The organism is Microbispora sp. NBRC 16548, from assembly GCF_030268985.1.
Classification (GTDB): domain Bacteria; phylum Actinomycetota; class Actinomycetes; order Streptosporangiales; family Streptosporangiaceae; genus Microbispora; species Microbispora catharanthi.
The window spans coordinates 146024-166924 of record NZ_BSSF01000006.1; the positions used below are offsets into that span (position 1 = coordinate 146024).

The window sequence follows — 20901 nt, forward strand, 5'->3', positions numbered from 1 at the left end:
GACCAGCCCTCGCGCGCCGACGCTGCCGCCACGTGCCGAACGTCCACCTGCCTGGACCCATCGGCGGCCCGGCGCACCCCCGCGCCGGGCCGCCCTCGTGCCCCTTTCGGAGACCTGATGAGTAACCGAGCAACCCTGGGCACTGTGCACCGGACCGTGCCGATGGACTTTGTGGACGGCGACACCAGTGACGTCGTGCGAGGCTTCCGCTACGACATGGCCGTGATCTGCCGGAGGCACAACATCCCCCGGAAGTACATCACCCCGTACACCAGCCGGTGGGGCCACGGTTTCGTCATCCAGGGCGCGGACTACGGCCACGATCACCAGCACGTCATCCTCTGGACCCGGCAGGGCCACTGGGTACGGTTCCCGCTCAAGGCCGGCACCGCCCAGTACCACGCCCTGATGGCGTTGGACGATTACGCGAAGCTGATGGCGGAGATCGAGCGGGACTTCCCGCCTGGCAGCGTCACCGGCGAGATCGCCAGCACCCTCGGGCAGCTCCTGCAGATCTGGGCGGCGGCGAAGGATGCCGGGGAAAATACCTTGGACCTGCGGGTGGTCGACAGGACGGTGGCCGCGCGCCTGAACCCTTTCGTCCGGGCGTGGCTGCACCGCGGCGACGAGGACGGCGGCTGATGTCGGTCCGCTGTTTCGAATGCCGTGAGGAGGACTACTTCCTGCGGATTGTGCCGACGTCGTACTGCGAGCACCGGCTGTGCATGTGGTACCGGCGGCGCGGATGCGCCGAGATCCACCACCTGACCTGCCCGGAGTTCTGCTCCGCTGTCGGCCGGACACCGCAGACGCACCCGCGTTACCTCCTCGCGCAGGCCACGCATCCGGAGGCGGTGCAACTCGGTCTGTTCGAGGAGGAGATGCCGACGCAGGCGCCCGCGCTCGTGAAGGCCCCGCCGATGACCGGCGAGCAGATCGAGGAGTGGTTCTGGGGTGCTGGCGGGCACCTCCACCGCACCACCTACCCGGAAGCGCGGTTCGTCGTGAACGGCACCGCGTACGTCCTCGCCTCGGAAGACGCCGAGGTGGTCAAGCACATGTCCCGCCGCCCGTGGGAGGTCGAGTTCTTCGACGGGCGGACGGTCACAACCCTCAACCCCCATAAGCAGGGCGTCGTGCCCGCCCAGTTCCGGGATCTCTACCCCGACAACGCCCGATTCGTCACGGAAGGAACATACGCATGACCACGACCGCGAGGGACGTCCTCGCCGCCGCAGCCAACAGGATCGAGCGATCCACCTGGGCGTCCCGACACCAGCAGCCAGGCGGGACCCTCAGCGACGCGATCGCCCTGGAGGTTCGAGACGCACCCGGCACAGACGCCCAGCGTGCCTCGCTGCAAGATGCCGCGTTCGAGGCCCTCCGCTGCCACGTCGCGCCGTCAGCAGCAGACATCAACGACTGGCTGCGCGACCCCGACAGGACTCAGGCCGAGGTCGTCGCGGCTCTACGCGGGGCCGCGACGGCGACCAGCGACCACGAGGACGAGGACGCCGCCCACCAGGAGCGGTTCTGGGGGCCCGGCGGTCACCTGCAGACCGAGGTCCCGCCGGACACGCGGCTCGTGGTCAACGGCGAGCACTACGCCATCTGCGATGAGGACGCTCCCGGCTTCCGGGGCTACGGTGGCCGCCGGTTCGACGTCCAGTTCCACGACGGCCGGACGGTCACGACCACCAATCTCTGGTGCCAGGGCACCGTGCCCGCCCAGTTCCGCCACCTCTACCCCGACAACGCCCGATTCGTTCAGCCCAACACAGAAGGCACACGCGTTCGTTGAGCATCAGCGGCTACATCACCCGCGACGAGATCAAGGAGGTCATCGGCCTGCTGCTCGTACGCCCGGACCAGGAGGATCCGCCTACCGCGTACGTGAACGCCGTGGCCATCAACGGGGAGCACGAGAACCCTATCGGGCTTACGCGGGCCTACCTGGAGGTCCAGGACGTGCTCGCCGAGGCCACCCGCGACGCCGAGCACTACGGCGGCACCCTCGAGGCGCACATGCCGAACCGGCCCGAGGTGTTCGGCGTCGAGTACGACGATGACGGCGACGGCAGCACGGTGCTCTACATCGGCATCGAGACCTACGACGAGTCCCTGGACCGGAAGGTCGCGATGGACATCATGCGGGCTATCGCCGCTCGCTTCCCCCTCACCGCCGAAGAGAGGAACTCCCTGTGAAGGCCCGGCTCATCGCCTGCCAGACCACGATCGTCATCCTCGTCGGCGGCTGGCTGACCTTCACCTACCTCATGCGGGACACCGGCCTGCTCATCCCGATCCTCGTGGTGGGCGCGTTACTGATCACCGCGCTGAGCACGAGCATTCTGCGCCTCGCCGAGGGGCCGAAGCCGGAGCCGGCGCGGGAGGAGGACGAGTCGGCGTGACCGAGCACGCGCATCCTCATCCCACCGCCGGCGCCCAACTGGAAGAAGACCTTCGGGTTCCACCCGATGACGGTCTTCGCCGACCACGGAGCGGGCGGGGGCGGGGAGCCGCTGGCCCTGCTGCTGCGGCCCGGTAACGCCGGGTCCAAGACCGCCGCCCACCACATCACCGCGACCCGCCTAGCCCAGGCTCAGCTCCCAGGCACCGCCGCCGGCAGGTGCTGATCCGCACCGACTCCGGCGGCGGCACCCACGAGTTCCTGTCCTGGCTGTCCCGGCCCGGGCGGCGGCTGTCGTACTCGATCGGGTTCGCTCTCACCGAGGAGGTTCAGGCCGCGATCCTTGCTTTGTCCGAGCAGGCGTGGACGCCCCCCTCAACCTCGGCCACATCAACGACGGCGCTGCCGGCAGCGGCCGGTTCCGCGCTGGCGACCTCGCCAAGGTATCTGCGCTGGCCACGAACCTCACAGAAGGAATCATGGCTCACCTGATCGCACCCATTCACCGAAGGGACGGAATGCGTCCCGTCTCCTTCGGCGACATCAGCAACATGGCTTACGGCCGGTGGCTATCTCGGAAGCTGCCCGCCGCTCACGACATGTTCGTGACCCTGGCCCGCCGCCTGGATTTCATGGCTCACGTTTTGGCTCGATGCGACCTCGACGTCGACGCACTACTAGACATCGCCAGCCGCGCCGACAATCCCACTCGGATGCGCGTGGACATCGACACGATCGCTGAGCGGCTCCGCGATCAGGCCCGCTTACTGGACTCGCTCGTGTGGCTGCGCGATGTCGCCCCGCACTACCTCCCCCAAGACGATGCCCTTGCCTGGCGCCCGCTCAAGAACCTCGCGTGGGACGCAGGGTGTCTTCGCAAGCTGGCCGACCTGATTGCGCGAGACGCCACTCAATCCCAGGCGCCGCCTCGGCAACCCTGCGTAGGTGAACTGGTCGTTGTTTTCCGCAATGCCATCAACGGGGAGGTCCAGCGGCGCTACAGCGAAGACCTGGATGAGGCGCGACGACTGGCTCGTGAGCATCGGCCATACAACAACACCGACGTGACCATCCGGCGCGTTGTAGCCCTACAGGGTGACCGCCCCGTCACGGAAGCCGTCTCGTTGGCCTAATCCCTTCACCTCCGCAGGCTGATCAGTCCGAGCCGAGAGTGCAGCACGCAGACAGCGTGACTGCGACCGGAAAGTGAGGCGCGGACAGCGCTGATATCGCAGCGCAGCGCGCCGGTCAGGTCGCCCAGAGCAGTTCTGGCGGCATTCTCGCCGCTCCCCGCACCATCACCCGTTCAGAGGTCACAGACGGGGTCGGCGTTCCCCGCGCAGCCGTGGACGGTCGTCCTGGACCTGCGCGACGACGATCTGCCGTGCTCCTGCTGAGGGCGGAGCTTGGCCAAGGTCCGCAAGCAACAGCAGGAACTCGAGGAAGAGGAAGAAGCCGAGCAGTGAGTCACGTGGAGGACGGGTACGAGGTCGTGTTCGACCTGCGGGAGGTGGCAGCTCACGCCGAGGCCGCCGCCCAGGCCGACCCGTGGGCGGCCATCGAAATCGCCAGCGACGGGTCGTGCCTGCGGTTCAGCGTTGGCCAGCCCGGGGTGCTCCTGGTCGCCCACGGTGAGCAGCCTCCCGCCGGCGGGGTGGCGTGGATGCGGCAGAAGCCACTGACGTACAAGGCCGGGCCCAGTCAGGACAGCGAACTGGAGCAACTGCGCACCTGGGCGGCCGGGCCGGCGCGCTGGCTGGAGTTCCGCTACTCGCCGCGAGTGTCGGGCGGGTGGTCCATGGGGGCGAACGCGTGGGTCGAGCAGCGGCGCAGCCCCTACAACGTGCCAGGCCGGTACGCGGTGGTGTCCATGACCTGGCCCGACCGGTGGCAGGTGGTCGACCTGCACCTCGGCGGGCTCGGCTACCGAGAGGGCCCGGGCAAGGCGCCGTTGCAGGCCGATGAGGAGACGATGCGGGAACTGTGCGCCCGGCTCAACAGGGAGCAGCCCGGCTGAACAGGGAGCACGAGCAGTGAAGCCCGTGGATGACGGGTACGAGACGGCGTTCGACCTGTAAGCCATTCAATTCGCGTCCCCACCATGGCCCACAGCGCATCACTGGCCACCTGCAGAGGTCGGTCGGGGGGCGGTTCGGAGGTCTGTGGGTGGGTTGGTTCCCGTCCCGACGACTTGCAGCCTGCGGCCACGGCGGACGGGGTGCAAGCCCCACCGGAAATCCCCACCCTTCGGGTGGCCGGCGGAGCTTGCGCCCCTTCCCCGCCGTGGCCGCTTACGGCAGCCAGTCGGGACGGGAAACAGGCCGCCCATCCCGGTGGGAAGGCTGACGACACTGTCGGACGACTGTTGGCCGTGCACCTGCATCATCTTCGCCGCGGATTCAGGACTACCACCGAATTCAATGGTGTGGAGGCTTCGTGAAGAAAGAATACAAAAAGCGCGTCCCTTCCTGGGTTCGAACTAAGTCCATCCGCTACTGGGCGGGTTCGAAACGCAACAAGCCCAAGCATGGCACCCCGAAACGAAAGAGGGGCATTCCTTACTGGATGGACCCCGCGGCCCCTCGCTAACCAACGCTTGCAAGATTCGCAAGAAGAAGATCGCCGTCATCGCCGCCGCAGCCATCATCGCCGGCGGCGCGTGCGCACTGGTCGCCGAGCTGAAAAAGAACAACTCCAAGGCGGTGGCGGCGGGACCGGCGGCGGCTTCTCCTACCAGCCGCCGTTCTAATCACCCCGCTGGTACCTCACAGCGAGGTACCAGCGGTAGGCCGTCGGGACGAACACATCCCCAGGCGGAAACGGAGGGTGCTTATGACCGTCGTCATCCACCTCCCCCGGTCAGCTTTCACCCCGCAGCCCGGCCGCCCCCTTCAACGGAGGAGGAACCATTTCCCGCACGTTCCATCACGTACCCCGCGAGCATCGATCCGGCTACGCCGACTGGGCAGAATCTGACACTGACGTTGCAATCACCCACCGGGGTAGCGCTCTTCGCTACTCGCAGGCGGTGATGGGTGCTGATGGGGATCACCGGCCAGCCCCTGAACGGGTGATCCGGAACTTCACCCCGTACAACTACCCCCGAGGTGTGGGCAAGCGGGGCATCCGCGCCGTTTCCAAGATGGACCAGAAGGCGTTGCGTGCCGCGGCCAGGGCCGCGCGCGACCGGGCTCTGCAGAGCCTCCGCGCTGAGGAACACCCTGCGGATGCCGCCTGGGATGTGGAGTTTCCCGAGCCGCGCCATCGAGGCAATTCCCTGCGGTATTTCGGTTCCAGCGGACGCTGAGCACTACTCGCTCCCGATGTATGCCGCGTCGGGAGTCGCGCCCCGCCTCTTTGGCTCTCAGCCGCTCCCGTCATCCCCGGGAGCGGCTGAGCCCTTTCTGGCTGTGATCGACGGCCCGCCGGGCGTGATTCCGGGGAGCGAATCGGCCCTCAAGCGCGGCCCGCGCACTCAGGGCTTTCCCACTCAAGTTCGTCAGGCAACCCAGCAGTCGCGATCGGAAGACTTGAGGAGCCTTCTTGTCTACCACCCCTGCATATTTGTCCCGCCTTGCCCACCTCGTCCTTGGCGTCGCCGCACTGATGTGCTCCCTCGTGGCTCTCGCGGGGCCAGCGTCAGCCGCCGAGACGGTGACGGTCTCCATACAGAGTCCACTGGCGGCTGCGCTGGCCGCATCGCAGGAGCAAGCCGCGGCCGGGATGACGATCGTCAAGAAGAGCACTGCGAAGAAGCGAGCGGTCAAGGGAACGATGATGCCAAGCGGGGCCGCACGCCAGAGGGCCAAGGCCAGGCGAGCCGTCGAGGTCGCCAAGAGGCACATCGGCGACCCATACCGCTACGGCGCCAGCGGACCGGGCGCGTTCGACTGCTCGGGTCTGGTCACCTACGCCTGGCGCAAGGCCGGCGTACGGCTGCCGCGCACGACGTGGTCCATCCGCAGCGCCGTACGGAAGAAGGTGTCCTGGGGCCACTTCAAGCCCGGCGACCTCATCTTCACCAGCGGCGGCGGCCATGTCGGCATGTACGTCGGAAACGGCAGGATGATCCACGCCCCGCGCGCCGGCGCTCGGGTGAGGATCAACAGACTCGGCTCCTTTTTCAAGAGGACGTTCGCAGGAGCCGTTCGTCCCGGCGCATGACAGGGCCTTCACTCGCCGGGGGTTTCCTGCGGGGTTGGCTTCGTACGAAGGCCCAACTCGCCTACAGCGACTGCACGGTTTGGTAAAGCGGCGCGGGACTACCTAGATCACGCCCGCCTGCTAGGTCTGCACGCTTCGAAGCCGCTACAGGAGCGCCTGCTGAAGGGGTGCTTGGCTGAGGCGCCCGCGCCCAGCCACGAGCCCCAGGCGGCCGCGAGAGTCGGCGAATGCACCTGGTCAAAGTATTGCCAGCTGTCGCACGTCTCTGCACTGACAAAGCGGTTCGCGACCGCGCCACCAGAGCGGGCACTGAGCGCCTTCCAAATGCATCTGCATACCATCCATGGCACGCACAGCGATGTCGCCGGCCAGTCATTTCGTCGCAACGGCATTGCTGCATCTGCCGAGCCGGGTGATTGGCCGAGTCGGCCCTGACCACCAGGCAGGGGGCTGCGTGACCACCGTCATCGAACGCACTGCAATCTATTTGACCACGTATAGGAGCCATCCTGTGTCTGTTGGCGTGGTGGACCTCTTCGCTGGCGACCACCTGTTCCTGTCGAACTTCTACTCGTTCTCGGTGACTATCTGATGAGCGCGCCGCAGACTGTCGTCAACGAGAGCCCGGAAGAGTCAGACCTCTGCGTGATCATCCTGCGTCAGGACAAGGTCAGAACGATTCTGCAGGGTTTGCGTGCGGCGTGCGATGAATACAGCAAGCACGGCGAATGCGATGAGCGGACTGAGGAAGTCCAATGCTCCAGCGCGCCTGGCGCCGCCTGCGAAGACCGTCAGCGCGAGCTGGCCATGATCGACGAATGGCAGGCTGCAGCCGCGGCAATCAACATGCAGACAGGCGTGGTGTACCCATGACGCCACCCGTACCGGTTCCGCTTCACGAAAGGCCGACGTGGCACGGCTTGGTCGTGCCGATCATCACCCTGCGGCATCGTAACGGAACCCCGATTTTTGGAGAGGTCGACTCCGCCCAGGTCGAGGCCTGCCTGCAGAATCGACTCTGCCAGTTGTGCGGCAGACCACTGACCGGCACTGCGGTGCTGATGGCCAAGCCGCAGGATTTCATGGTCGCCTACGTAGGCGAGCCTGCACAGCATCCCTGGTGCGCCGCCTACTCACGTCAGGCATGTCCAATGCTGTCCGGCCGGCTTGAGAAGTATCGAAGGACTCAGCGGTCTTCACGCCATTGCGGGGATCCACTGTGCGTGTGCCTCAGGTGGACCCAAACGTCCCCGGACGCCATATTCCGTGCCGGGCGCGATGCTGACCCATGGTTCTCCGTGCACTTCTCGATGGACGACTACCAGCTGCGAATGTCCGCTAGGCATGGACCCAAAGGCATCTCTCTACGGCAGATCGCGAGGCCGAAGGTACGACTCGTCACGCCTGGGCGTCCCAGCACTGAAGACCTCTCGATCATCGTCGCGCTCGGTCTGTCCTGGAACTAGTCCTTTAACCGGAGACGTGTTCCTTGAATGCCATTTACCCGCACACAGGTGAGGTAAGCAGTGACCTTCCGAAATCTCCGTGGCGAGCCACGGCTCTGCTGTCAGGCTGTCCTATCCTTCGTGGGCACGGTGACATGTGCAGTTCTTATCTCCTTGACCCACGGGGCGCTGCTCTTAGTCGTTGTGGCTGCTCTCGCTTACGGTGCCGTCCTTGGCGGAGCCGTCAGGTCCAATCGGACAGCACGCGCTGCCGCCATTAAGTCCAATGCCTGGGAGCGTCGATACGAGAGGGCGCACGACAAGGCTCAATCACTCGGCCGGGAAAACGGCGAACTCCGGTCTCGTGCAAGGAAAGCCGAACGCAACCTGATCGCCGCGACAGAGGAGAAGGTTCGCCTGCAGGCCCAGCTCGACAGAGGCGACGCCGCTCGGGATGTGCCGTCGCAGGACATGCCGCGCGTTACGGAGGTGTGTCCGCAGGATCTCGTCGTCCCGCCTAGCCCGGCGATGCAGCCGGCGCCGCTACCGCCTCATCACGGAGACGCTCTTCATGTTCAGGACTGAGCGCATCGCCGCACAACTGCTTCGTCTAGGCCTACCTACGCAGGGCGAGACCGTCGCGGCAGCCGAACTCTGGGACGCCGCCGAGCGCATCGTCGCTGCGGAGGACGAGTTCCTTCGCTACTGCAGGAGCATCACCAGGATCGCCCGCCAGACCACGCGCGTGATCCGCGACGGCAGCAACCCCCTCCCCGCACACCAGATGCGCCGCATTGCTAGCGACGTCGACCGGCTGTCCACAATCGTTGTCGAGCGTCGTGCTGCCTTGGTTTGCATCGCCCGCGCCGCTGGTTACCTGCAATCTTAATCGTTTCGCGACAGTCGCCATTGGTCTGAAGATGTGGGCCATTGCATGCCCGGGGACAGCACACGAGGGCTATTCCACCGTCGAGGCGACGAGTTGAGTGGAGGCCGCTTGCCTTTCCGAGCGGTTCGCTGATCGTCGTCCATCTGTAGGTGGTGGGCGGCTGAAGAACGAGCCCGTTTACCTCACCAGCCGTCTCACGACTCTCTGTCACGCTCAGATCATTGAAAAGTTTCGCACCGCCGCACTCACGCGGCTCCTCGAATTGTCCGGGACCTTGTGAAGTCAGCGGCCTGGCCAGGTCATGCGTCCACTTGTCCACACGCTCTTGGCTGTCTGGTTAGCTCACCCGGCACCCCCTCGAACAGGAAGCTGCTATGCATTCAACCTCCCGTTTCGACAGCATTGTCGGACCTTCCCGGCACGATGGCCGCATGACTGAAGCGCCCCCGATCGACGCGATCCCCGATGAGACCGCCTACGCCGAGGCGGTCCAGCTGGCGGCCGACGCGGCCGCGGCCTACTACGGTGACGGCACCTCCCCGCTGGACGACGACGCCTACGACAGGCTCGTCCGTGGCATCGCCGCCTACGAGAAGGCCCACCCCGACCAGGTGCTGGAGGCCTCGCCGACGGGCAGGGTCGCCGGAGTCGTGGGTGATGTCCCGCACACCGTGCCGATGCTCAGCCTCGACAACGTGTTCGGGCCTGAGGAGCTGGCCGGCTGGGCCGCCTCGCTGGAACGCCGGCTCGGCCGTCCGGTAACCGCGTGGTCCGTGGAGCCGAAGTTGGACGGGCTGGCGATCGCCGCCCGCTACCGTGACGGCCGCCTCGTCCAGTTGGTCACCCGCGGCGACGGGAGCGCGGGCGAGGACGTCTCCCACGCGATCGGCACGATCGCCGGTCTCCCCGGGCGACTGGCCGACCCGGTCACCGTGGAGCTGCGTGGCGAGGTGATGATGACCGCCCGGCAGTTCGAGGAGGCGTGCGCGAAACGGCAGGCGCATGACGGGACCACGTTCGCGAACCCGCGCAGCGCCGCCGCGGGCACCCTGAGGGCGCAGGACCGGCCGTACGTGTGCGAGCTGACCTTCTTCGGGTACGGCGCACTGCCACTGCCCGACGACACCTCCGACCTCGCGACGCGGCTCCGGGAGCTGCCGCACAGCCAGGTGATGAGCTGGGTTGCCGGGCAGGGCGCGCAGACCACGGCCGGGACCCCGGTCGCCGGGATCGTCGCGACGACCGTCGAGCAGGCGCAGCAGCGGGTCGAGGAGATCGCCGCCGCGCGGCCGGAGCTGCCCTTCGGCATCGACGGCATCGTGATCAAGGCGGACGACGCGGCGGATCAGGCGCAGGCCGGGTTCAGCTCGCGGGCGCCGCGGTGGGCGATCGCCTACAAGCTGCCCGCCGTACAGAAGATCACGAAGCTGCTCGGCGTGGAGTGGAACACCGGCCGGACCGGCGTGATCGCTCCGCGGGCGGTTCTGGAGCCGGTGGAGCTGGACGGCTCCGTCGTGACGTACGCGACGCTGCACAACCCCTCCGACATCACGCGCCGCGGCCTGATGCTGGGCGACAGTGTCGTCGTATATAAGGCGGGCGACGTTATCCCGCGGGTGGATTCGCCGGTGGTGCACCTGCGGACCGGCGACGAGCAGCCGATCGTGTTCCCGGAGGTGTGCCCGGCCTGCGGCGACGAGATCGACACCTCCCAGGAGCGGTGGAGGTGCGTGCGAGGCCGGAACTGCCGCGCGATCGCCTCGATCCGGTACGCGGTCGGCCGCGACCAGCTGGACGTGGAAGGGCTGGCCGACAACCGCATCCAGCAGATGCTGGACGCCGGCCTGATCACCGACTTCGGCGACCTGTTCTTCCTCACCCGCGAGCAGCTGCTGGGGCTGGAGCGGATGGGGGAGGTGTCCACCGACAACCTCCTGGCCGCCATCGACAGGGCCAGGACCAGACCGCTGAGCCGGGTGTTCTGCGCGCTCGGGGTCAGGGGAACGGGGCGCTCGATGAGCCGCCGCATCGCTCGGCACTTCGCCACCATGGAGGCCATCCGCGCGGCGGACGCGGAGGGGTTCCAGAAGGTGGACGGCATCGGCCCGGAGAAGGCGCCCGTGATCGTCGCCGAGCTGGCCGAGCTGAGCGACCTGATCGACAAGCTCGTCCGCGCCGGGGTGAACATGGCCGAGCCCGGTGTGACGGCGGTGGCCGGTGACGAGGGCGGCACGACCACCCCGGCGCCGGGCGGCGACGAGCCGGGCGCTCTGCCACTGACCGGGATGACGGTCGTGGTCACGGGCGCGATGAGCGGGCGGCTGGCAGCACTGTCCCGCAACCAGATGAACGAGCTCATCGAACAGGCCGGAGGCCGGGCGTCGTCCAGCGTCTCGGCGAAGACCTCGTTGGTCGTCGCGGGTGAGAACGCGGGGTCCAAGCGGGCGAAGGCCGAATCCCTCGGCGTGCGGATCGTTCCCCCGGAGGAGTTCGCCGAGATGGTCGCGCAGCTGTTGTAGCGAGGCGGTCGAGTCCGCATGTAGCCACCCCATGCCATAGATCGGAAAGCACTTACCCAGCATCCGGGCCGGTCGTCCCTCACACGCAGCATCGAGGGGCGGCCGGCTCATTGCGACGCCCACAGGGGCACCGCTGCAGTGGCTGATACATGGCTCTGCCAACCGTCCATGCAATCAGGAAGGCTCCCATTCATGACCGGCAATGCAGCCGTCAGTCGCTTTCCCGCCTCACAGCTCGACGCCCGCCGGGCAGCCCTGGCTGATCGGTGCCGCGTACTGCCACACCTGGCCGAGTACCTGTCTGAGGGGCTCGGATACGGCAATGACGTGATCGCCCTCTACCTCGACGCCGCGGCGGGCATCGTGCACACGATCGGCGACGCGCCCGAGGGCAGCGACGACTACCGCGTAACCGCGCTGCCCGCTCGCGACTGGCTGCTGTCGCTTGACCTCGACGCGGATTTCGCCGACGAGTGGCGTGGCTGCGGCGAGTTTCCGCCGGCCGCCCCGGACGGGCCGCAGCTCCACGTACCGGCGAGTCTGTTCCTCGGCGAGGCCGACGCCGTGCTCGCGGCCGCCGGGCTGCCCGTGCCGCCGCCGACGCCACCCGAGGACCTCGGGCAGGTGCAGGGCCTCGCCGCCGCCCTAGTCGAGTTGGTCGACACCTACCCGACCGATAGCCCGGCGGCCCCGGTCTACCCGCTCACGCTGACCGACCCAGCGAGCGGCCGTGCCAGGACGATCCTGCTACAGCCCGGGCAGGTCGCTTGGCTCGCCGAGCTGGTGCGGGCCGAGCTGACCACGTGCCACGAGGCGCAGGGCGGCACGGGCGCGTGCGGGCACTGCGGCCCTACGCCTGACGACGGCGGGAACCGTCGCGGATGACCCACACACCGGCGCAGCCGCCAGTGGACGTTGGTGTCTCTGCCTCGGGCCGGGGGCGGCCTTTGCCGTACTATACGGCCGCGCCGACGATTCCCCGATCGTGCTACAAGATGCCAGTGAGCACAGACAGAAACAGAACGCCGCGGCACGGCATGTGGTTTGAGCACAGAGAGCATCGACAGCGGCACCCCGTGCACGGTTGGGAGCAAGGCGGTGTCCCCGCGCTCGTCAAAGTAACCCGGGTAGAGACGACCAACGGTAGGACGACCGTGCATTGCTGGGAGCCGAACAATGGGCACGGCCGTTGGTCAGTGCCAGCAGAGGAATTGCCGTCGTTGGTGGAACGGTGGCTTACCAGCGACGAAATCGACAAGATCAGCAACTGATACAGCTGACTTCCACTCCCACATTGCCGGTGGCTGCCATCCCGGTGCTCGCTCAGGCCAGTCATGGCGCCCCAAAACCATGACCGGACGACCATGCGTGGCCCCCGTAGTCCACGACCGCGTTCCAGGGTCTCCACGACGTGAGTGCGCATGCCAGCCCGTTCACGGCGCGTCCGGCGCGCACCTGCTCGGCCGTCGTATCCAACTCGACCAGGGCGGCGAGCCTGGTCGCCGTGGCCGCGAACCGGTCCGGCCCTCCGCGAGCCGGGCGAGGGGCCGACAGGCTTGACGTGGTCAAACACGACGCGGACGGCGTACTTACCGAGGTCCGTGGAAGCCGGCAGAGGCAATGCGCTCAGGGCCGGACACACAGCGGGGAGGCTGGGTGCCCGTCCCGACGACTTGCAGCCTGCGGGCGCGGCGGACAGGCCGCAAGTCTTACCGGAACCCTCCACCCTTCGGGTGGCCGGCAAGACTTGCGGCCTTTCCCCGCCGCGCCCGCCTATGGCAGCCAGTCGGGACGGGCACCCAGCCCCCCGCGGTGAGAAAGGGATGCGCGATGACGGAGATCACTTCTGTGGGGAACCTGCCTGTGCCGCAGCCGGAGGAGGGCCCGGCCGTGGATCTCGTGGCGCAGCCGCTTGCTGCAACTCTCGCCGAGTTCGTCGAAACGTACCCAACCGAAGATCACTTGCCTGGGGAGGTCTACCCACTCACCCTGACCAACCCCATCAGCGGCCAGGCCTGGACGATCCTGCTCCAGCCCGGACAAGTGACCTGGCTGGAAACCCTCATCCGCAAGGAGATGGTGACCTCCCGTGAGGCGCACCCCGACGGCACAGGGGAATGTGGGCACTGCGGCGCCTTGCCCGAGCACCAGCTCGACCCTTTGGAGGAGGAAAACGCCCCGGAATGGTGGGACCCCAACAATGTCGTGCTGACCGGCGATTACGAGGAGGGAATGGCGTGAGCCCGATGACCGGGACACGCGATTGGCCGGGGATTACGACATGTGCACAGCCGACCCCCGGGTGCCGAAGGGATTGGTGACGCGGTGAAGCGCTGGCACAGCATCAGGTGCGGACGGTGCTCTCAGGCCCACAGGAGCGTCAAGAGCGTCCGTCTCTGTTACACCGGCATCGCGATCTGGCCCTGCTGGTGGGAGATCGATACGCGAAGGTACGACGAGGACGGCGCGCCGATCATTGAGACATGCGGTGCGGACGCGCAGGAGACGGATCGCGGCTGGGAATGCACGGCCGGGCATGAACATGTGTCCGCGGAAATTCGTGCAGCGGAAGGGTGGGACTACGCCGACGACGAGGATGAAGCACGGCTACTGCGCTCGCACGGAGTTGACGCCGTCGCCATGAACGGGAGCTCGATCTAACTTCCATAAAGCCCGAACCGCCTCTTGGAACCGGGCTACACAGCGTCGCCAGACGGCGAGACGGGCCAGGCCGTGAGGGTCCCCGTCGTGACCACCGCGACGACCCACAAGATCAACCAGTATCACGAGGTCTCAGGAAGCGGCCGGGGGTGGGTCGATTGACCCGAGGTCACCACCTCGGACGCATCTGCCTGACTCCGAGAGCGTTGCCGATGCCTGGAGGAAGGACACGCCCTGCCCCGGCCCGATTGCCTTTGGCGACCTTCCCCCGCCGCGAGAGCCCGCGGGCACCAGGCTCCGACGGTGGCGCTCGACCGGCGGCCCTGAGTCTCGTCCGCTGCCGAGAGGAAGCCATTCCGTGAGCATCGCGAGACTGCCCTTGCAGAGCAACGGACACATGATCCCACGGTGGAGTGAGGTGGAAGTGCTCCGGCCATTCGGCGGTGTGGAACCGTTGGTCATGGGGGCGGACCCCTGCGCCGTCTGCGGCCGCCCGCCGAAGTTCCAGGTCACCGAGGACGCCATCCGAGTGCAGGACCCCTGCCCTTACCCGAACGGCATCACGTCCGAGATCACCATCGATGTGTCGTCCGGGAAGCTGCTTGTCAGCGACGACCTACGGCCCATCTACGACTGGGACGACTCTGGTCTCGCCGACTACACCACGGCCCTTGGTCAGGCCCAGGCGGTCGAGGCCATGGCCGCCCTCGGATGCGCCTACGGCCCAGCCAGCAACTGCGAGCTCGGCTTGTATCGCACGAGCCCGGACCACTACATCATCGCCACCCCGGGCTACGACGACGACGAGGTTCCGTCGCTACCCAAAAGCGACTGCCTGGCGAGCATCTGCACGGACCTGTGGGCCTACTCCATTGCCGACTTCGAGCAGTGGAAGAAGCGAGGTGGCGACCCCGCCAGGCTCGACTGGACTGACACCGTCGTAGACGTACCGCCAGGGACCTACCGGTTCATTCACCACTCCGGTGAACGCGGGTTCGATCGTGATGCCGCCGAAACCGTGATCTGGGCTCATATCGAGCGTCTCGCCTGACCGAAGAGATCAGCTGACGAAGACGCTCCTGGACGGCGTGGCGCTCACGCGTCCCGGCTGACGCAGCGGCTTTGGCCCTGGCCACCCCGCACCCCAATGACACCCTTCGCCCTGGCCTCGCCACCAGCCTTTCCGACTGATTGGAGCCTTGCTCGTGCCGATCCTTCGCGTCACCCGAGGCCTCCCGGGTTCCGGTAAGTCCACCCTGGCGAAGAAGTGGGTCGCCAAGGACCCGGCCAGCCGGGCCCGGGTCAACCGGGACGACCTCCGTGCCATGCTTCACGATGGTGAGTACCTCGGCGACGCGACCGAAGACAAGGTCCGAACGGTTCGCGACGCCGTCATCACCGCCCTTCTCGAGGCTGGCGTGAACGTGATCTGCGACGACACCAACCTATCGCGAAGGGTCGTCGACAGCCTCCGCGTGCTCGCAGAACAGGCGGGTGCTGGCTTCGAGGTCTGCGACCTGACCCATGTTCCGCTGGAGGAGTGCATCCGCCGTGACAGTGGCCGTGAGCGCAGCGTCGGGGAGGAGGTCATCCGGGGTATGCACCGCCAGTATCTTGCGCGCGCCGTGCAGGGTGCCGCTGCGCGTCAGCCCTCCAGCCGGCGCCGCCCGGCCAACAGGGACAGGGTCGAAGGCCATCGGATCTAGCTGTATCCGCCAGCCTCACACAGTGCGGGCTGTCGTCCCGGCGCTTGCTTAGGTCTACCGCGGAACCTCGGGATGGGGGAAGGCAAGACCGCTTCGCGGCCTTCCCCCATCCCGAGAACCCGCGGTTTGACGACCTAAGCGCCGGGACGACAGCCCGGCGGGACCCAGTCAGAGCCTTGTGTCACTTCCCGTGGCACTCGCTCGTGTCAGGAGGCCGGATGACCGCATCCACCCCCCAGAACAAAGGACCGGAAAAGCAACTCCAGCGCAACAAAGCGCTCTTCAATGACAGCTCTGTGGTGAGGGCGAGCGCGTTGCGCAATACGGCCGTGCGACCCATCAAGGCCGTCGTCAACCTGCTCAAGCCGATCAACCGCCGCCTCGCGCAACTCGATCTCCGTGACCGCTACCAGCTCGTCTGCATCCACTTCATCGATGTCCCGCGCCGAGTCCGGCACGCCCGCGAGGTGCTCCGCGAGCTGATCCGCCCCTGCTGGGACTGCCACGCTCGCCCTCTGTTCGAGAGCCACAGCCCCAACTGCCAGACCCTCTGGAATTGAGGCGTACGGACGCGCTACGCGGCGCCCCACGTGACGGAACGGGGCGCCGCGAGGCGAGCCGAATTCTCAAGCGCTCACATGCTCACTCCTCAGCGGCGAGTACTGCCCGCGGATCCGCCACGGATGCCAGGGGCGGCCCGTACTTTGCATCGGAGGACTACTCCCTATGGCGGCCAAACCGGCCGAGAGACTCGGCGTGACGCTCACCTTCGGAGACGGCACCCTGCACATTGTCCCGCCGCACAGCACTTGGCCGTTGCCGAACGATCACGTGGTCATCCTCGCCTTCGGCTCCATCGCTCAAGGCGTGACGCGGCAGGGCATCGGACTCAACAGTAAGAACGCCGAAACCCTGCAGGTTCTCCTCAAGGAAATCATTCGCAACCCCGAGCGGCCCTACTTCCGCTCCATCGGCAGTACACGCGGTGACAGCACGATCCTGCACATCACCCAGGTCTGGGCCGAGGTGACCTTCGCGATCACCCGTGATCAGGAGCCCAGCGGCCTCGAGATCACGGTCCCCAACGACCAGCTGCAGGAAGTGGCCGACGCCCTTGCAAGCGCACTGCAGCGCCACTGAACCTTCCCGTCGCCCGCCGGGCCGCGCCAATCAGGTCCGTAGGACCGCGCTGCCATGGACGACCACGTGAGGGTGGCCGGCCGGGCCACCTGGGCTTGGACTTCGGGTGGGCTGACGGGATACGCCGCCCGCGCCTGATCACCTCACCCGCTGCGGAACAGCTGCAACCTGAAGGGCGGCTAAGGCCGCAACGCGAAATCTATCCGGTCTACAACGCTCTCAGGCGTAGCAGATTCCGGGCACTCCGCGTCCGGAGTCGCACGGGCCGGCCGCAAGTCACACCGCACAAGGCAACCGCCTGCCCCTCTCCGCTCGGAAGGGAAAGCCCATGCGCACCATCACAGCGGCCGTCACCGTGGCCGTGATAACAGCTGCGGCGCTCACCGTGTCGGCGTGCTCCGACGACCAGCCGGCATGCGCCGCCACCCTGCCCGCGCTCAAGCCGCCCCCCGGCGGCCGCAGCACCACCACGAAGGTCACCCGCACGGTCACCCGCACGACCGTCACGACCAAGACGCAGCAGAAGTCGGCATCGACCAACACCGACCGCCACACCTGGACCACCCCGAAGACGAGCGTCACCTACCCGGCCCCCAGGCAGCCCCGCGTCACAGTCCACGTCCAGCACAAGACCGTCAACAACCACGTCGTGTACGTCCAGCCCCGCCCGGTCCTCCGGTACGACGGCTGGCGCCAGTACCCCGCCTACGGCGCCGTGTGGTACCCGCCGGGGTACTACCCGCCGAACTACCACGTCGAGTACCACTGCACGCTCCCCGAGGACGCGCAGGAAGGCGACTGGCAGTGAAAGGCGCCCTCGGTCTCGGATTCCTCGCCTTCGCCGTCCTGGTCGTCCTGATCGTCGCCGCCGCCATCATGCTCGGCCAGCGGCGCGAGATCAGCCGACGCCAGGCCAAGATCAACGCGCTCAAGCTCGCCGCGTACGAGGAGCTGATCGAAAAGCTCCGCGAGCAGGCCCACCTACACCGCGAACTCGACTCCACGTTCCCGGTGATCGTCCTGGACGAAATCCGCAACTGCCACACCAACCTGCACAAGCTCCCCGAAGGGAAGTCCACCAGATGAACACCCGCCCCCGCACCGTCGTCGCTCTCGCCGCTGTCGCCGTCCTCGCGACCGCCTGCACCATGACGACGCCGGACCCGGACAAGGTCGGCATCGTCTACGACGCCGGCCCCATGTCCGATACCACCTTCCAGAACTGCATCAGGCCCGGCCAGCAGGACATCAGCGGCCCCAACGATGAGGCGTACGTCTACCCCAACCAGCAGCGGACCTACGACTTCACCGGCCGCGCCGAGTCGGAGGCCAAGCCCATCCACAGCGCCAGCAAGGACGGCGTGGACCTCAGCATCGCGGGCGGGCTCGCGTTCTACATGAACGGCGCCGACTGCCAGCTCCTCAAGGCGTTCCACGAGCAGATCGGCCTCAAGTACGAGGCGTACGACGGCGGCGCGGACGGCAAGGGATGGGGCAACATGCTCCGCTTCTACCTCGGCAACGCACTCGAGCGTGCCATGGACGAGGAAACCCTCAAGTACGGGTGGGAGGAGCTGCACTACAACCGCAACGGCGCCAAGACCAAGTGGGAGACCGCCGTCGCCGCCGGCGTCGCCACCTACGTGCAGCAGCTCACCGGGCAGCCGTACTTCACCAAGATGACGATGATCCTGCGCAGCCCTGAGCCGCCCGCGAACATCCTGGCCGCCGTGAACGCGTCCGTGGAGGCGCAGGAGCGGAACAAGGCGCAGCAGAACGAGAACGACCGCATCGACACCAAGCTCCAGTCGATGAAGAAGCTCGTGGACCTGCTCGGCCCGGAAGGCGCTGTGCTCTACCAGGCGATCGAAGACGGCAAGGTCTCCGTCATCCCGATCCCCTCGGGCGGCTCGATCAACGTCACCCCGCCCACCAAAAAGTGACCGCGGTGAGGCGACTGACGCTCTGGGCGGCCGTCGCCGCCATCCCGCTCGCCAACGCCGTCATCGTCGCCGTCGCATACCTCACCCACTGACCCCCGGGGCGGCACCGGCCGCCCCGCACACCGCCTGTACGAGAGGCATCCCCATGTTCTTCCGCGGATTCGCCGCCTGGTTCATCTTCTGTGCCGTTATCGGTCTCGGCGTCCTCGGCGTCGGGATCTGGGCCGTGATCACTCTGGTCAACCACATCACCGGCTGACGGGCGCAGGGGTGCGGGCCGCAGCACGATCCGCCCGCACCCCTGCCGATCACCAGTTCACTGATGTAGCACGCGGAGAAACTTTCAGTGACGTGCGCGGAATCGATATCAGCGGCAGCCCCAGACGGTGCTCAGTCAGGGGAGGGGATGACGTCGAACCTGTCGAACAGGTCGGCGAAGAACTGCTGGAGCAGGGTACGAGCCTGGGCTGGGTCGTTGAGTTCGTTGGTGCCGAAGCGGAAGACCTCGTATCCGCTGAGCTTGAGATCTCGATCACCCTTCATGCCAGCTGCGTACTTGGCGCTATCGGGTCGTCCATCGGTTGAGTAGTGCTGGGGACCGTCGACCTCCAGGACGACGCGTTGGCCGCGAGGGAGGAGAAGCAGGAAGTCCATGCGGAACCGGAGTAGTGCTTCGGGCCCGCGGGCACGCACGGTTTTGGGGTCCCAGTGCAGCCACACCTCGGGTAGGAGGGCAGGCAGCCCCGGAACATTCGGGCCATGCAGTTCGTGGTAGAGCGTGAACAGGTTCCGTTGGGCCTTGGAGTTGTTTGGCAGGCAGGAACCGAGCCTGCTGTACAGGGAGTTCTTCGCGTCCTCATCGGTTGGCAGGTTCTGAGTCTCCTTCCACCATGCCTGCAGGTGGCGCCAGAGGATGCCGTCGGCGCTGATGGGGCGGTCGTAGACAAGGACGTCGCCCGGGTTGAGGACTTCGATGTCGTTGTCGACGGCGCTCAGGAAGCGGATGTCGGGCTTGGCTGTCGTGGCGAAGATCAGGTTCTTGGGCTGTCTGGATCGTGCGGACTGGGTCGAGGTGATGCGGAAGACGGGGTATCCGCCGTCGGTTCCGGTCTCGCGAAGTTCGGCCCCGATGGCTTGCAGGTGCGGGTTGATGGTGTCGACCACGCGCCGTTGTGCCGACTCGTCGGGAAGGACCTCTGCGCTGGTCATTCCTTCCAGGAACAGCATGAAGCGCATGTCGCCCGCTTCGAACGCGCCAAGTTGTTCGAGTAGATCCTCTGCAGTCCAATCGGGGTTACGAAAAACGTGCTGGTCGATCTGGGCGCTCAGCGTCGCGCCCGCGTCGATGAGCCAGTCAAGCGGGCCGTTGTCCAGGACCCACAAGCGCGCGAGGAGGGCCTTGAATCGGTCGGCGTATAGAGCAAACTCGGCGAGGTCAAGATGTCGTGCGATGTCCCGTCGGGTCTTTGCGGGGATATCCAGGCTGTTGTGGCCTGCCCACAGGACGTCCTGAATCGCGTTGCGGGTCGGCGGGGAGACTTGCAGCAGCTGTAGGACGCGCTCGGCCACCATGGGAAGGTCGGCGTCGGAAAGATCGGCGAGGCCTTGGCTGACCCGCTCGCGCTTGGAGCCTTCGTCCGGCAGCGGCATTCCCAGACGGTCGCAGAGCGGACCGAGCTCGCGATGAGTGTAGGACGTGAGATGGCCTACGACGCTGGCGACGAGCTCGCGTAACGCCTTCAGATCCGGTCCGCGCGCCATTCCGTGATTCTGGCAGAAACCGCTACGGACCTGAGCGGAAGTGGCTTGAGCTGGACATGGACAGCTATCTGGGCCTGCACTTGTCCGGCCCTCCCTCGGCGATGGCCGGACAGGCGGAGACACCGGTGCCTGCCTCCCGCTCCATATAGATACCCATCTGCGTGTGGGCCTGGCTTCCAGACGCGTGCGCCGGGGAAGATCGGAGCATGGCCGACTCGCTCGCTGGAAGGCCCTGAAAAGCCTGCGGGACCGTTACGACCTGC

General features: G+C 66.8%; 22 protein-coding genes and 1 pseudogene. 22 read left to right on the forward strand and 1 reads right to left on the reverse strand.

Going from position 1 to position 20901, the window contains the following annotated elements:
- Positions 1 to 117 precede the first annotated feature (117 nt).
- The 22 genes and pseudogenes from QSK36_RS18005 to QSK36_RS18110 all read left to right on the forward strand — a co-directional run bounded on the left by QSK36_RS18005 (position 118) and on the right by QSK36_RS18110 (position 18877).
- Positions 118 to 642: a hypothetical protein gene (locus QSK36_RS18005; RefSeq protein ID WP_285783217.1), complete on the forward strand. Its 525-nt coding sequence runs from the start codon at positions 118 to 120 to the stop codon at positions 640 to 642.
- Positions 642 to 1205, forward strand: a complete 564-nt coding sequence (locus QSK36_RS18010) for a hypothetical protein (protein ID WP_285783218.1) — start codon at positions 642 to 644, stop codon at positions 1203 to 1205. The genes QSK36_RS18005 and QSK36_RS18010 overlap by 1 nt, the downstream gene beginning before the upstream one ends.
- On the forward strand, positions 1202 to 1801 hold the full coding sequence (locus QSK36_RS18015) for a DUF6197 family protein (protein ID WP_285783219.1): 600 nt from the start codon (positions 1202 to 1204) through the stop codon (positions 1799 to 1801). The genes QSK36_RS18010 and QSK36_RS18015 overlap by 4 nt, the downstream gene beginning before the upstream one ends.
- On the forward strand, positions 1798 to 2205 hold the full coding sequence (locus tag QSK36_RS18020) for a hypothetical protein (RefSeq protein WP_285783220.1): 408 nt from the start codon (positions 1798 to 1800) through the stop codon (positions 2203 to 2205). The genes QSK36_RS18015 and QSK36_RS18020 overlap by 4 nt, the downstream gene beginning before the upstream one ends.
- Positions 2202 to 2411 (forward strand): hypothetical protein, encoded by a 210-nt coding sequence (locus tag QSK36_RS18025; RefSeq protein ID WP_285783221.1) that lies wholly within the window; start codon positions 2202 to 2204, stop codon positions 2409 to 2411. Before QSK36_RS18020 ends, QSK36_RS18025 begins: the two co-directional genes overlap by 4 nt.
- A gap of 30 nt (positions 2412 to 2441) precedes the next feature.
- Positions 2442 to 2782 (forward strand): annotated as a pseudogene (locus tag QSK36_RS18030) (transposase); the annotation flags it as partial.
- Positions 2773 to 3543, forward strand: a complete 771-nt coding sequence (locus QSK36_RS18035) for a hypothetical protein (RefSeq protein WP_285783501.1) — start codon at positions 2773 to 2775, stop codon at positions 3541 to 3543. The pseudogene QSK36_RS18030 and the gene QSK36_RS18035, both read left to right, overlap by 10 nt.
- Positions 3544 to 3872: 329 nt before the next feature.
- Positions 3873 to 4427 carry a hypothetical protein gene (locus QSK36_RS18040; protein ID WP_285783222.1) on the forward strand — a complete coding sequence of 185 codons (555 nt, stop codon included), beginning with the start codon at positions 3873 to 3875 and terminating at the stop codon, positions 4425 to 4427.
- 1526 nt (positions 4428 to 5953) lie between these two features.
- The gene (locus QSK36_RS18045) at positions 5954 to 6574 is read left to right on the forward strand and encodes a C40 family peptidase (RefSeq protein WP_285783223.1); all 621 of its coding nucleotides are present in this window, start codon (positions 5954 to 5956) and stop codon (positions 6572 to 6574) included.
- A gap of 343 nt (positions 6575 to 6917) precedes the next feature.
- The gene (locus tag QSK36_RS18050; protein ID WP_285783224.1) at positions 6918 to 7166 is read left to right on the forward strand and encodes a hypothetical protein; all 249 of its coding nucleotides are present in this window, start codon (positions 6918 to 6920) and stop codon (positions 7164 to 7166) included.
- Complete coding sequence (locus QSK36_RS18055) at positions 7166 to 7447, forward strand: hypothetical protein (RefSeq protein ID WP_183545138.1); 282 nt, start codon at positions 7166 to 7168, stop codon at positions 7445 to 7447. The genes QSK36_RS18050 and QSK36_RS18055 overlap by 1 nt, the downstream gene beginning before the upstream one ends.
- Positions 7448 to 8590: 1143 nt before the next feature.
- Positions 8591 to 8908: a hypothetical protein gene (locus QSK36_RS18060; protein ID WP_285783225.1), complete on the forward strand. Its 318-nt coding sequence runs from the start codon at positions 8591 to 8593 to the stop codon at positions 8906 to 8908.
- A gap of 431 nt (positions 8909 to 9339) precedes the next feature.
- The gene (ligA, locus tag QSK36_RS18065) at positions 9340 to 11427 is read left to right on the forward strand and encodes an NAD-dependent DNA ligase LigA (RefSeq protein ID WP_285783226.1); all 2088 of its coding nucleotides are present in this window, start codon (positions 9340 to 9342) and stop codon (positions 11425 to 11427) included.
- A 192-nt stretch (positions 11428 to 11619) separates the two neighbouring features.
- Positions 11620 to 12312, forward strand: a complete 693-nt coding sequence (locus QSK36_RS18070) for a hypothetical protein (RefSeq protein WP_183545141.1) — start codon at positions 11620 to 11622, stop codon at positions 12310 to 12312.
- A gap of 945 nt (positions 12313 to 13257) precedes the next feature.
- Positions 13258 to 13668, forward strand: a complete 411-nt coding sequence (locus QSK36_RS18075) for a hypothetical protein (RefSeq protein ID WP_183545142.1) — start codon at positions 13258 to 13260, stop codon at positions 13666 to 13668.
- A gap of 778 nt (positions 13669 to 14446) precedes the next feature.
- Positions 14447 to 15139 carry a hypothetical protein gene (locus QSK36_RS18080; protein WP_285783227.1) on the forward strand — a complete coding sequence of 231 codons (693 nt, stop codon included), beginning with the start codon at positions 14447 to 14449 and terminating at the stop codon, positions 15137 to 15139.
- A gap of 154 nt (positions 15140 to 15293) precedes the next feature.
- Entirely contained in the window at positions 15294 to 15794 is a 501-nt protein-coding gene (locus QSK36_RS18085) for an AAA family ATPase (RefSeq protein WP_285783487.1), read from the forward strand.
- Positions 15795 to 16012: 218 nt separating this feature from the next.
- Positions 16013 to 16354: a hypothetical protein gene (locus QSK36_RS18090; protein ID WP_285783228.1), complete on the forward strand. Its 342-nt coding sequence runs from the start codon at positions 16013 to 16015 to the stop codon at positions 16352 to 16354.
- A gap of 166 nt (positions 16355 to 16520) precedes the next feature.
- The gene (locus QSK36_RS18095) at positions 16521 to 16934 is read left to right on the forward strand and encodes a hypothetical protein (RefSeq protein ID WP_285783229.1); all 414 of its coding nucleotides are present in this window, start codon (positions 16521 to 16523) and stop codon (positions 16932 to 16934) included.
- Positions 16935 to 17262: 328 nt separating this feature from the next.
- A complete protein-coding gene (locus QSK36_RS18100; protein ID WP_285783230.1) occupies positions 17263 to 17742 on the forward strand; it encodes a hypothetical protein in 480 nt (159 codons plus the stop codon).
- Positions 17739 to 18020 (forward strand): hypothetical protein, encoded by a 282-nt coding sequence (locus tag QSK36_RS18105; protein ID WP_285783231.1) that lies wholly within the window; start codon positions 17739 to 17741, stop codon positions 18018 to 18020. Before QSK36_RS18100 ends, QSK36_RS18105 begins: the two co-directional genes overlap by 4 nt.
- A complete protein-coding gene (locus QSK36_RS18110; protein WP_285783232.1) occupies positions 18017 to 18877 on the forward strand; it encodes an SPFH domain-containing protein in 861 nt (286 codons plus the stop codon). Before QSK36_RS18105 ends, QSK36_RS18110 begins: the two co-directional genes overlap by 4 nt.
- Positions 18878 to 19267: 390 nt before the next feature.
- Here QSK36_RS18110 and QSK36_RS18115 read toward each other — a convergent pair whose 3' ends face one another.
- On the reverse strand, positions 19268 to 20638 hold the full coding sequence (locus tag QSK36_RS18115) for an AbiJ-related protein (protein ID WP_285783233.1): 1371 nt from the start codon (positions 20636 to 20638) through the stop codon (positions 19268 to 19270).
- Between the last annotated feature and the right edge of the window lie 263 nt (positions 20639 to 20901).